This window comes from Bacillus sp. mrc49 (genome assembly GCF_002803435.1).
In genome coordinates this window covers 1-12,302 of sequence record NZ_PHNG01000711.1, presented here as the reverse complement: position 1 = coordinate 12,302, position 12,302 = coordinate 1, and the positions used below count along the sequence as shown (strand labels likewise).

Sequence of the window (12,302 nt, the reverse complement as noted above, 5' to 3'; positions counted from 1 at the left end):
CCCCCCGGTCGCTGCACCAGCTGCGAGACCCTCTTCAGCCTTCGTCCCGGTTTTTTCGTTCACTGTCCTTAACTCCTCTTTATCTTTTGCCACCACCGATATATCATCACGGTTATATCCATCGGCCTGCAAGGCCTCAACAGCCTTAATGGCTTCTTCTCCAGTTTCATATACACCAATTATACGTTTATCCATTTCTATCATCCTCCTTAAAGAATGTAATCTATCGCTCCTCCTTTACATACCCCAGAAAGTGGAAGTATTAAACGTTACGTAACAGGAAAAAAATTTCTAGTTAACACTTGGAAAGGGAGGGTATATATAATGATAGTATGCAAATTTTTGGGAGGTTTTCTTTTTGCTCATCGAGTTACTTAAAGATTTAGTATCCATTGACAGTTCATCGAAAAAAGGAGCCAACGAAGCAGTTGAATACTGTGCGGACTGGCTTAAAAAGCAAGGATTGACCGTGAATGTAATCGTTAATAATGGGTATAGGATGCTCGTTAGCGAGATTGGCAGCGGAGATAAAACCGTCATCTGGAATGGCCATGTAGATGTTGTCAGCGGGACCCCGGATCAATTTTTCCCTCGCATTCATGAAGGGCATTTATATGGACGCGGTGCAGCCGATATGAAAGCAGGGGTTGTCGGAATGATGTGTGCATTCTCCGAACTGAAAGATAGGAATTTAGGATTGAAAATCCAGCTGCAGATAGTATCGGATGAAGAAATTGGCGGGTTGAACTGTTCTGGCTATTTAGCGAAACATGGTTATAGAGGGGACTTTGTAATTTGTGCCGAACCTACCCAATTGGGAATTGGCCTGCAGGCAAAGGGTGCCCTGCGCCTTGATATTGAGGTATCTGGTAAATCCGCCCATGGAAGCCGTCCGTGGGAAGGCGTGAATGCAATCGAGAAGGCTTATGAACTCTATCGAAAAATAAAGGAGCTTCCGTTCACGAGGGATCATACCCCCCTTTACGATTCCCCTTCACTTAACCTAGCAAAAATAAAAGGCGGGGATGTCTATAATAAGGTACCGGATGCCTGCTTGCTCAGCCTTGATATCCGCTATCTCCCTACACAAACAATGGAAGAAGTCGTCACTCAAATCGAAAGTGTGACGGGGAAGAATATTTTCATCAATATGTTCAGCAAGCCTGTGAAAACGGAAGAATCGGACCCATTCATCTCACTGCTTCGTCCCATAATCAAAAAGAACACCAACCAAGATGCCGTGATTTTCGGACAACACGGTTCGGCTGACACTGTCTTTTTTGCCGCTTATGATATTCCAGCCATCGAATTCGGCCCAAAAGGCGAGAATTGGCATGGTGACAGGGAATGTGTCAATCTGGAATCAGTCGCCATATATCAAAAAATGCTAGTTGATTTTGCAACGGAATTCACGTTAGTTTAATAGATTTGATACTTTGAAAAAGATGCCGTCTGCTTTTTGCAGACGGCATCTTTTTTAGGTTTCATTGCCCCGATACTGGTTGGAACGGGCAAGGACCAAATTCGCTAAATCCGCAGGGAATCGGGGGACTATCTTTGATTTCAATGCAGAGTACAGTGGAACGGAAGGCGCGACACTCCTGCGGGAATTGCGCGTCTACGTGAGACACTGCAGGCTGAAAGCCGAGGAGGCTCAAGGACCGCCTCTGGATATGGGATCGCCTGCAGTGCAATGGAACGGCCCAAGTATAGATTCCCCAATACTGAGGGCAATGGCGATTTCCACTTCATGTTCACACAAAGTGGAGAGGAACGGAGGTACTTCCAACCTTAGTTTCTATATTAGATTCATTTAAAATAGTAACCGCATTCCCCCCGCTCTCAATGGCCATCAATTATATAGCAATAATCCAGTCATAATCGCGCTGCATTTTCCACAAGAATGCATAGGCCTTTTGAATGAGATGTAATATATCCAAATATTGTACATTTAAACAAATTACGCCATTACACATGCGAAAAAAGCTTTCAAACCGACATTATCAATCATTATAAAACATATCAAAATAAACCTCGACAAGTCCTTTTTTACTAGTTTATATTACATCCGCATATCAACAGAAACGTTTTTGTAACACAATTACTATTCCAGCGAAACATTATTGTCATATAGACCTGTTATTCTAAGTCTACGATTTAAAACAAAGGAGACTATTCATTTTGAAAAAAATACTACTTCCAATTTTCACTGCTTTCTTCCTGGTATTTAGTTTTTCCGGAGTTTCATCGGCTGCTACTACTACATACAAAGTCAAAAGCGGCGACACACTATGGGGTATCGCCAATAAACATAATATAACAGTCAATCAACTCAAAGGTTGGAACAACCTAAAAAAAGATAACATCCATCCAAAACAAGTTCTAAAGGTGAAAAAACCTTCGAATTCTGCCAAGCCAAAGGCTAAAACAAAATCATCTTCATCCAAGAAATATAAAACGATCACCGTGAAGGCAACTGCTTACACAGCAAATTGCAAAGGCTGCAGCGGGATTACGGCAACAGGTCTTAACTTAAAGAAAAATCCTAAAGTAAAAGCCATTTCCGTCGATCCCAAGGTCATTCCGCTAGGAACAAAAGTTCATGTGGAAGGATACGGAGAAGCCATTGCCGCAGATAAAGGCGGAGCTATCAAAGGGAATAAAATCGACGTCTTCTACTCTTCCCACTCAAAAGCACTTGATTGGGGCAGAAAAACGGTAAAAGTCAAAGTCTATAAATAAATTCAAAAAACCAGCCTGAACCTATCAGGCTGGTTTTTCCTTTTCCCCTCCTTCCATACTTTCAAACCACGTCCCCCCCTTTAAACATTTACTGAAAATTACGACAATGATATGATAAGTACATCTTACAAAAAAAGAGGTGTTCACATTGAATATTGTCATTATGGGGGCAGGGGCACTTGGCTGCTACTTCGGGGGCAGATTACAGCAGGCTGGACAGAATGTTCAATACTTGGTCCGGAAGAACCGTGCCAAGCAAATGAAGGAAAACGGCATTGGGATAACCAGCCCTCACGGAAACTATCAATTTACCGAACTTCATATTTCCGAAAATGTGCATGATATTGAAAAAGCGGACTTGGTCATTCTTGCCGTTAAAGGACCGCATCTGCAAGGTACACTAGCCGATTTAAAGGTGCTTGTTGAAAAGGGAGCTAAGGTCCTCCCGCTTTTGAATGGGCTAGAGCATATTTCCATATTGCAGGATGAACTGGGTGAGGAAGCCGTGCTCGGCGGAAGCGCCTTCATCATTGCCACTCTTGATGAAAAAGGCCATGTCATTCATTCGAATGAGAATCATGATTTAATCTTTGGTGCGCTTCACCCGTCACAGGCAAAGGTATGCGATGAATTTGAACAAGCTGTCAAATCAGCTATCATGTCGGTTGGCAGAACGGAAAACATATTAATCAGAATGTGGATCAAATACATGTTCATCACCGCTTTCTCCGGTGTAACTACCGCAGCCAACCTCCCCATCGGTACGATACGGAGCTTTCCGGCAACCAAAAGATTGCTGGAAAATGCCCTTATTGAAATGATGGAGCTTGCCAACGCTTATGATATCGGGATAACCAGGCAGAACGTTGTTCAGGCCATGGAGAATATGACAGGTTTACCTGAAGAATCCACCTCTTCCATGCATCAGGATCGCCGGAAGGGCCTGACACTCGAAGTGGAACATTTACAAGGCGGCGCATTGCGTCTTGCCGATAAGGCCAATTTGAAGCTTCCCGTGATCGGAACGCTTTATGCACTCATCAAACCTTTTGAGAAATGATGCAATGATACCGGCGCCCAGCCGGTATTTTTTTACGGCACCTCCCCTTCCCTTCTCCTTATTGCATCCCTTAAGACCAAAAAGACCTAAAAGAACAATATCACCAAAAGAATATTCCAGCTCCTCCTTCTGTTACACTAAACCCAAGTTTAGTAAGCGCTATCATATAACAAAGGAGAATGCCCCATGAAACTATTAAAAAATTTAACGGTTCAGGTCATTATCGGTATCATACTGGGGATAACGGTCGGTTTCTTTTTCCCTGCTTTTGGTGAACAGCTGAAGATATTGGCTGATTTATTCATTAAAATGATAAAAATGGTCATTGCACCGATTATCTTCCTCACCGTCGTAATCGGAATTGGCGGCATGGGTGATATGAAAAAGGTTGGCCGCATCGGCGGAAAGGCTTTGCTCTATTTTGAAATCGTTACCACTTTCGCCCTTGCCATCGGAATCATCGTAGTCAATCTGCTCGGACCTGGTAAAGGCTTCAACATCGACTCAGTCGAGGGCGGGGATGTATCACAATATACGACAGCCGCTTCAGAAACGGAACATGGCGCCATCGCCTTCATTTCTAATATCATTCCAGATAATGCAGTTGCCGCAATGGCTGGAGGAGACCTGCTTCCGATCCTCTTCTTTGCCGTTTTGTTCGGTTTATCCATGGCCGCCATGGGACCGAAAGTACAGCCAGTCGTTTCCTTCCTTCAGCATATTGCCGATATTTTCTTTGGCATCGTCAGTATGATCATGAAGGTCTCCCCATTGGCTGCCTTTGGCGCAATGGCTTATACCATTGGTAAATTCGGCCTTGGATCTTTAAGCTCGTTAGGGCAATTGATGGGAAGCGTATATATCACCATGGCCCTTTTCATCATTCTTATTCTTGGTACGATCGCTAAAATCTATGGCTTTAATATTTTCAAGTTCATTGCCTATTTAAAAGAAGAAATCCTCTTAGTATTAGGGACCTCTTCTTCTGAATCTGCCCTGCCAAGCGTGATGAAAAAACTGGAGAAATACGGGTGTTCAAAGTCGGTGGTCGGTTTGGTGGTCCCAACTGGTTATTCTTTCAACCTTGACGGCACATCGATTTACTTATCCATGGCAGCCATTTTCATTGCCCAGGCCTATGGCGTCGATTTAAGTATCTGGCAGGAATTGACGCTTCTGGGGATCCTGATGTTAACCTCCAAAGGAGCTGCCGGTGTAACGGGCTCTGGATTCATTACACTTGCTGCAACATTAGCGGCTTTTCCAATGATTCCCGTTGAAGGAATGGCATTGCTGCTCGGGGTCGACCGCTTCATGTCTGAAGCTCGTGCCATCACGAACCTTATCGGTAACAGTGTCGCGACAGTGGTCATCTCTAAATCGGAAGGTGAATTCAACCCAAATCATGCCCTCTCCGATAATATCGGCGAAGTGGCCGTATCATCCGAGAAATAAATGGAAACTTGAAAAAAGAGGGGGCATACTTTCCCCTCTTTTTTCAAGTTTCTCCCTCCCTTTCATCATGGAATACATCACTTTCAAAAAAATAGCCAATCAAATAAATTTCGGAAACGCTAAAAAGTGTTTATACTTTTATGTAACAGGTAAAAGTATAAAGTTGAAAGTTTTATTTAGTAGTTTAATGGATTAAACCAAAACTGGAGGTTTTATCATGAAGGATTACGGATTATTTATTAATGGTGAGTGGTCGGATTTTGGATTGGACAAAATCGAAGTGACAAACCCCGCAACGAATGAAATCGTCGCCACCGTTCCAAAAGGTGGAGCAACAGAAGCGGCGAAGGCTGCCGATGCCGCTTATGAGGCCTTTACCGATTGGGCTGCACGCTCGGTCTACGAACGGGCTGAGTTAATTTGGAAATGGCATCGATTAATTGATGATAATAAAGAAGAATTGGCTAAAATCATGACGGAAGAACAAGGAAAGCCTTATAAAGAAGCGCTTGGTGAAATGACATATGCCAATGGATTTTTATCTTGGTTTGCGGAAGAAGGAAAACGTGTGTATGGCGAAACGATTCCTGCCTCCGTGTCCAATAAGCGGCTCTTCGTGACCAAACAGCCAGTTGGAGTCGTTGCTGTCATTACACCATGGAACTTCCCTGCAGCGATGATTACCAGGAAGGTGGCTCCCGCCCTTGCTGTAGGCTGCACTGTCGTCATTAAACCGGCTAACCTGACGCCAATCACCGCTTTAAAGATGGCTGAATTAGCCGAAGAGGCTGGCATTCCAAAAGGCGTCATCAATGTCGTCACAGGGAAATCATCTGAAATCGGGGAAACTTGGCTTCAAGATACAAGGGTCCGCAAACTGACGTTCACCGGTTCTACAGAAGTCGGCAAAACGTTAATGAGGGGATCGGCCGACACGGTCAAGAAAATCTCGCTTGAACTTGGAGGCCATGCACCAGCAATTGTTCTTGCAGATGCAGACCTTGATAAAGCAGCCGATGGCATCATTAGTTCCAAGTTCAGGAATGCCGGGCAAACCTGCGTTTGTTCCAATCGTATTTATGTGCACGAATCCATTCAAGAAGCCTTTATTGAAAAGCTCGTTGCCAAAGTCAAGGAACTCAAAGTAGGAAACGGATTGGAAGATGGCGTCGATATTGGACCGCTCATCGACCAAAATGCTGTGGATAAGGTTCAAAAACAGATTGATGAAGCGATAAACAGCGGTGCCAAGCTCGAAGCAGGCGGGAAAGCCATCGGCGGCCTTTTTCTTGAACCAACCGTCCTATCCAACATTGATGACAGCATGCTTTGCATGAAGGAAGAAACGTTCGGACCATTAGCTCCCATCGCCTCCTTCAAAACGGATGAAGAGGCAATCACAAGGGCAAATGACTCCATTTTCGGATTGGCAGCATATGTCTTCACTGAAAATATCACCAAAGGGATTCAATTCACCGAAGCACTTGAATTCGGAATCGTCGGCTTGAACGATGGGCTTCCATCCGTACCCCAAGCACCATTCGGCGGCTTCAAACAAAGCGGACTTGGCCGTGAAGGCGGTCACCAAGGCATCGAGGAATTCCTGGAAGTGAAATACATTTCTTTAGGCTTGTAATTCCCTAAAGACAAAGGGACCGGCTCAGATGAGCCGGTCCCCTTTTTTTCATTCCAATATATTTTCTTCAAGCTTTTCCTCTTTACGGATCCTGATGAACTTTACGATATTCAGTACGATCGTTTTAACGACTGAATAAGTTGGAACCGCCAAGATCATACCGATGATACCGGCTATGTTTCCCGCAACGAGCAAAAGGATGATGATGGTAAGCGGATGTGTGTTCAATTTTTTCCCGATTACCAAAGGCGAAATCACATTCCCATCCAGCTGCTGGATGATCGTTACAACGAGGATGACCAGTAACGCTTGAGTCGGCGAATGGATCAGCCCCACGATGACCGCGGGGGCAACCCCGATGAAAGGACCCACATACGGAATGATGTTCGTAACGGCACCAATCAGTGCGAATAGGAATGCATAAGGCAGGTCGATGATCAAATAACCAATGAATGTGCCAATCCCAACAAACATGCAGACAAGCATCTGTCCTTGTATGTACGTGGTAAGCGTTTCTCCCGTTTCCTGAAGAACTGTTAAAGCCGGCTTCCTGTATCCAACCGGTACGAATTTCATGATCGCGCTCGGGAGTTTATCTCCATCCTTCAACATATAAAACAGGATGAAAGGAACCGTCACCACCACTAATGTAATATTCGTGACTACACTGAACACGGAAGATAAGCTGTTCGTTATATTGGTAGGTAAATCGGTCAAATATTTTTGCAGCGAATCTCCTACCTTTTTCAAATCTACATAGTCTTGTTCCATCGTCCACAAAAACCATTTTGACTGAGCTGAATCTTCAATGAACTTCCTTGTTTGATTGAAATAATCCGGAAGGTTATTGATTAAATCGGTAACCTGTTTGGAAAGGGACGGACCAACCAGACCAACCAGCAAACTGATCAACCCAAGGAAAAATACATAAAGCAATAATATCGCCAATCCCCTTGGCACACGTCTTTTAGCGAGGAAATCAACGGTAGGGTTGAACAAAAAGTAGAGAAAACCCGATATCAAGATTGGAAAAAACAAAGTTGATGTAAAAATCACGATTGGTTCAAAAAGAAAAGAAATCTTTGTACCAACATAAAAAAGTAAAGATAGTAATAGTAACTCTAACGTCCAAAAATGCAGTTTTTGTTTGAACAAATTATCTCCTCCACAATAGCCATTCTCTATAACTCTTTTTTCTATGGAAACAATATCATTACGAAAAACTTTATGTATGATAATCGTTCATTGTTAGCAGTTTACCATATTTCCATAACTCGAATGTATAATTTAATGCAAATATAAAAGAAACCTCACCCTGATTCCTTTCCATTTCCATATGAAGGTCCTCCATGCCTTTACATGTTGAACCATTTATATATTTAAAGAAAGGAACCAACGGAATTTCCCTTTCAAGATACTATGTTCGGCACGTTCATTTTATAGACGCTTGTGACGCATGTTCGAACTCATTCATTTTAACATTCCGCTTTCATCCCTACCAGTAATACCCAAACAGAAGCACTATCCAAACCGGAAATATCCACTTTTAGCTTCCGAACCAAATAAAAAGCCCCGCTGTGAGCAGGGCTTTACGATTATCTTTGAACCTGCAGGGCAGCTTCAAGCATTGTACCATTTTTCATAAAGTTCGTATGCCAGGAGAATGCTTTTTCAAGGATGTGCGGAGTTTGGTGTCCCCCAGTTTGCGCTACGGCTTCCGTGAAATAGGCACGAAGCTGCGGACGGTAGTCAGGGTGTGCGCAGTTTTCGATGATTAATTCCACGCGCTCTTTAGGTGCCAGACCGCGCAGGTCAGCTATGCCCTGCTCTGTCACTAAAACATCCACATCATGCTCAGTGTGATCCACATGCGAAACGAAAGGAACGATACTGGATATTTTGCCGCCTTTTGCATAGGATTTCGTTACGAAAATACCGAGGCGCGAGTTACGAGCAAAATCTCCTGAACCGCCGATCCCGTTCATCATTCTTGTCCCGGAAACATGGGTCGAATTTACGTTGCCGTAAATATCACATTCTAACGCTGTATTGATCGAAATCAAACCAAGACGGCGAATGATTTCAGGATGGTTGGATATTTCTTGCGGCCGAAGAACGAGTTTATCACGGTATTTATCAAGATTACCGTATACCTGCTTTCCTTTTTCTTCTGCTAATGTAATCGAACAGCCTGAAGCGAATTTGACTTTTCCAGCATCGATTAAATCGAATACCGCATCTTGCAGTACTTCCGAGTACACTTCCAAATCTGTAAATTCAGAATCAAGGAAACCGGCGAATACCGCATTTGCCACTGAACCAACACCTGATTGCAGCGGTGCAAGACTTTCCGTTAAACGGCCTGCCTTGATTTCTTCCCGAAGAAAATTTATTAGGTGATTGGCAATCGTTGCAGTTTCTTCATCGGGCGGCACGATTGTCGAAGGTGCATCAAGGTCTGTTGATACGACGATCCCCTTTACCTTTTCAGGGTCGACCGTGATGCCGATGGAGCCGATGCGATCGCTAGCTGCCGTCATCGGAATCGGTTCGCGCTCCCCTTGACTGGCAGGTGTATATATATCATGGATGCCCTCCAATCCTTCTGGATGGGATACGTTCAATTCAATAATTATATGTTTAGCTTCTTGAACGAAGATAGCAGAGTTACCTACGGAAGTTGTCGGGATGATTAATCCTTCTTCCGTAATGGCCAAGGCTTCGATAATGGCAAAATCGATAGGTCCGACAAGGCCTTGACGGACTTGTTCAGCTGTATGAGATAAATGCTGATCCACATAAGTGACTTCGTCAGCGTTGATTTTATTGCGAATTCCTTTATCTGCTTGGAACGGTAAGCGCTTGTTGATGATCCCGGCTTCCGCCATATGTTGGTCGACTTCCGGCCCCAAGGATGCACCAGTATATACGTCAACTTTGAATTTTTCAGTTTTTGCCCTTTTAACCAGAGCCATTGGAATAACCTTAGCATCGCCCGCACGAGTGAACCCACTCATACCAAGCTTCATCCCATCTTTGATCCATGAAGCGGCTTCCTCCGCTGTAACAACCTTCCCCTTAAATTGTTCGTTGCGAATTTTATTGAAAACGCTTTCTTTCATCCGAAAGACCCCCATTTTTTTTGCTTTTCTCACACCTAATTTTATCAAGCCGGTGTAATTGTCACATTCGTTTCCGAATGAAAAGCCATAATTTGGGCATCAAACAGCATTTTAATCACATAAAGAAGAGCACTAAAAACCGAGTGCTCTCCTGAATTGACTTGCATATGTTTGACTGACTTGAATTTTGGAATTATCCTTCATGATAAGCAAAAACGTTGAATGAAAATCCGGAAGGATTTCTTGTATATAATTGATGTTGACGATATAAGAACGATGCACCCGAATGAATAAATCGCTCGGTAATATGAATTCCAATTCACTTAAGTTCATTTTATGGTATCCGCTCACAAGTTCGGACTGAATTTTCGTTTTCCTGTTTTGCGCTTCTAAATACATAATTTCACCATATGGAAGCGGAATCCAGCGGTCATCCATTTTAATGGTCAGGAATGATGTAGGTAAAATCAATGGCTTTGATGGCAAGATCGCCGTGACCGCCCCTAGAGGATTGCCCTCATTCATGATCGGTACACTCAACCCATAGTACGGTACGCCAAAAACATTACTCTCAACTTGCACCCCAATTTTTTTACGGAAACTCAATGCCTTGTATGTAGCTGTGTTTTCACTTATTAAATCACCCGGTTTGATCCTTAAGTCAACTTGCTTGCTAGGTTGGTAATAAATGTATTTTTCAGAATCAGCCACGGAAATTGAAGCATCCTTTGGTACAAATTCCCTGATGATATTTAAAACGGATTCGACCGTAAATTGGTCCATTTCCTTTCACCTCTTAATAAAACATATTAAATAATTTCCCCATTACGAAAAAGAGCATCCTCGAAATCGTTCCGTCGATCTTCACGAACTTTTTCCACCTTCACTTTTGCAAAATAAAGAAAAATCGAATTAACTAAGCGAAAAGTGTCAAAAAAAGCAAAAAAAGCGGATTTAAATTTATGCCCTTACCCATTATAGTTGGAAAGCTCCGTGATTTCCATGGATGATTCAAGAAAAAAGATGCCTTGGATGATTTAAACAAAAAGAAGCCGCTCCACAAGAACGGCTGAAGGGTTATTTATTTGAACGGGGATCGCGAAAGGAGGATTTACTTCGAAGCGACAGGATTTCCTCTAAATTCTTTAATGGCAATTCCAATAAAAAGGATCGATCATCAGGTTGATATATTCCTTCCGAAATGAGAGTGGTGGCAATCTTCTGTTTCTTGGCATTAACGATTCGGACCAGTCTTCCCATTTGGTTCGCTCCTTTTCTTTAATCAATTGAAGTTCAGCTCCGGTCGGTTTCCTACAGTGCATTAGAACTCATTCCTCAGCGCATCATGTCCTTCTTTTCCCGTGCGGATATTCACAACATTCGCCAATTCATAAATGAAGATTTTCCCGTCACCAGGTTTACCTGTGCTTAGGAATTTACGCGCTACATCTACAACTTCCTGAACCGGAACTTCACATACGACGATTTCGATTTTCAAACGGTCATGCAAGGACATTTCGCGATTCTTGCCCCTATACGTTTCCACATAGCTTTTTTGGAGACCCGTTCCTTTCACTTCCGATACAGTCATTCCGCTTACCCCTATTTTTGCTAGTTCCGCTTTGAATTGTTCAAACTTGATTGGACGAGTAATGATATCTATTTTCGTTAAAACCTCTGACATATATTCACCCTCCTTCTAAATTGATTCATGATAGGCCTTTTCGCCATGAAGTGTAAGATCGAGCCCCATTGACTCATCTTCATCACTGACACGCAACGGAACGAACACATTAATCACTTTAGCAAGGACATAAGTGATCACGGCAACAAAAATATATGTGGCGATGATGGCCACAAGCTGTTTCCACAGTAAGTTGAAATCCCCGTAAAATAATCCATTTGCCCCAGCTTCGTTGACGGAAGTCGTTGCGAATAAACCAGTAGCGATGCCTCCCCATGTTCCGCCTATCCCATGCAGCCCGAAAGCATCCAATGCATCGTCATACCCCAGTTTATTCTTCAAGAAGAATACGCCCCAGAAGCATACTGCCCCACCGACGACTCCTATGATGATCGAGGATGCAGGCGTCACGAATCCGCAAGCGGGTGTAATGGCAACCAACCCGGAAATCGCTCCGGATACTGCTCCAAGCAATGTCGCCTTTTTATTTGCCATGTACTCAACGATCAGCCAGCCTATGATGCCAGCAGCTGCAGCCACGGCTGTATTCACGAATACCGTCATTGCCACTGCATTGATCGTCAAAGCGCTTCCGACGTTAAA

Annotated in this window: 12 protein-coding genes; 5 read left to right on the top strand and 7 right to left on the bottom strand. The window is 43.4% G+C overall.

Going from position 1 to position 12,302, the window contains the following annotated elements; genetic code table 11:
- The coding region (locus CVN76_RS19960; protein WP_232732374.1) for a general stress protein at positions 1 to 195 on the bottom strand (195 nt) is incomplete at its 3' end.
- Positions 196 to 358: 163 nt separating this feature from the next.
- Between CVN76_RS19960 and CVN76_RS19955 the strand changes: the two genes are divergently transcribed.
- The 5 genes from CVN76_RS19955 to CVN76_RS19935 all read left to right on the top strand — a co-directional run bounded on the left by CVN76_RS19955 (position 359) and on the right by CVN76_RS19935 (position 6,893).
- Positions 359 to 1,423 carry a M20 family metallopeptidase gene (locus CVN76_RS19955; RefSeq protein ID WP_100532773.1) on the top strand — a complete coding sequence of 355 codons (1,065 nt, stop codon included), beginning with the start codon at positions 359 to 361 and terminating at the stop codon, positions 1,421 to 1,423.
- A 758-nt stretch (positions 1,424 to 2,181) separates the two neighbouring features.
- Entirely contained in the window at positions 2,182 to 2,742 is a 561-nt protein-coding gene (locus CVN76_RS19950) for a 3D domain-containing protein (RefSeq protein WP_061140617.1), read from the top strand.
- 139 nt (positions 2,743 to 2,881) lie between these two features.
- Positions 2,882 to 3,802 carry a ketopantoate reductase family protein gene (locus tag CVN76_RS19945; RefSeq protein ID WP_332850655.1) on the top strand — a complete coding sequence of 307 codons (921 nt, stop codon included), beginning with the start codon at positions 2,882 to 2,884 and terminating at the stop codon, positions 3,800 to 3,802.
- Positions 3,803 to 3,988: 186 nt separating this feature from the next.
- The gene (locus tag CVN76_RS19940; protein WP_100532771.1) at positions 3,989 to 5,257 is read left to right on the top strand and encodes a dicarboxylate/amino acid:cation symporter; all 1,269 of its coding nucleotides are present in this window, start codon (positions 3,989 to 3,991) and stop codon (positions 5,255 to 5,257) included.
- A 217-nt stretch (positions 5,258 to 5,474) separates the two neighbouring features.
- A complete protein-coding gene (locus CVN76_RS19935) occupies positions 5,475 to 6,893 on the top strand; it encodes an NAD-dependent succinate-semialdehyde dehydrogenase (protein ID WP_100532770.1) in 1,419 nt (472 codons plus the stop codon).
- 48 nt (positions 6,894 to 6,941) lie between these two features.
- Here CVN76_RS19935 and CVN76_RS19930 read toward each other — a convergent pair whose 3' ends face one another.
- The 6 genes from CVN76_RS19930 to CVN76_RS19905 form a co-directional block, all read right to left on the bottom strand.
- Entirely contained in the window at positions 6,942 to 8,048 is a 1,107-nt protein-coding gene (locus CVN76_RS19930) for an AI-2E family transporter (protein ID WP_061140613.1), read from the bottom strand.
- Between the two features lie 440 nt (positions 8,049 to 8,488).
- Complete coding sequence (locus CVN76_RS19925; RefSeq protein WP_100532769.1) at positions 8,489 to 10,015, bottom strand: acetyl-CoA hydrolase/transferase family protein; 1,527 nt, start codon at positions 10,013 to 10,015, stop codon at positions 8,489 to 8,491.
- Between the two features lie 132 nt (positions 10,016 to 10,147).
- Positions 10,148 to 10,798 carry a LytTR family DNA-binding domain-containing protein gene (locus CVN76_RS19920; protein WP_061140611.1) on the bottom strand — a complete coding sequence of 217 codons (651 nt, stop codon included), beginning with the start codon at positions 10,796 to 10,798 and terminating at the stop codon, positions 10,148 to 10,150.
- A 294-nt stretch (positions 10,799 to 11,092) separates the two neighbouring features.
- Positions 11,093 to 11,275 (bottom strand): hypothetical protein, encoded by a 183-nt coding sequence (locus CVN76_RS19915; protein ID WP_100532768.1) that lies wholly within the window; start codon positions 11,273 to 11,275, stop codon positions 11,093 to 11,095.
- A 61-nt stretch (positions 11,276 to 11,336) separates the two neighbouring features.
- Positions 11,337 to 11,699: a P-II family nitrogen regulator gene (locus CVN76_RS19910; RefSeq protein ID WP_061140609.1), complete on the bottom strand. Its 363-nt coding sequence runs from the start codon at positions 11,697 to 11,699 to the stop codon at positions 11,337 to 11,339.
- A gap of 15 nt (positions 11,700 to 11,714) precedes the next feature.
- Positions 11,715 to 12,302, bottom strand: a 588-nt coding sequence (locus tag CVN76_RS19905; protein WP_198512603.1) for an ammonium transporter, incomplete at its 5' end; no start/stop codon positions are given.

Excerpts from the sequence above, each read along its gene's own strand:
- CVN76_RS19935 (WP_100532770.1), top strand. The coding sequence starts at position 5,475 with ATGAAGGATTACGGATTATTTATTAATGGTGAGTGGTCGGATTTTGGA.
- CVN76_RS19920 (WP_061140611.1), bottom strand. The coding sequence starts at position 10,798 with ATGGACCAATTTACGGTCGAATCCGTTTTAAATATCATCAGGGAATTT.
- CVN76_RS19925 (WP_100532769.1), bottom strand. The coding sequence starts at position 10,015 with ATGAAAGAAAGCGTTTTCAATAAAATTCGCAACGAACAATTTAAGGGG.
- CVN76_RS19915 (WP_100532768.1), bottom strand. The coding sequence starts at position 11,275 with ATGGGAAGACTGGTCCGAATCGTTAATGCCAAGAAACAGAAGATTGCC.
- CVN76_RS19910 (WP_061140609.1), bottom strand. The coding sequence starts at position 11,699 with ATGTCAGAGGTTTTAACGAAAATAGATATCATTACTCGTCCAATCAAG.
- CVN76_RS19940 (WP_100532771.1), top strand. The coding sequence starts at position 3,989 with ATGAAACTATTAAAAAATTTAACGGTTCAGGTCATTATCGGTATCATA.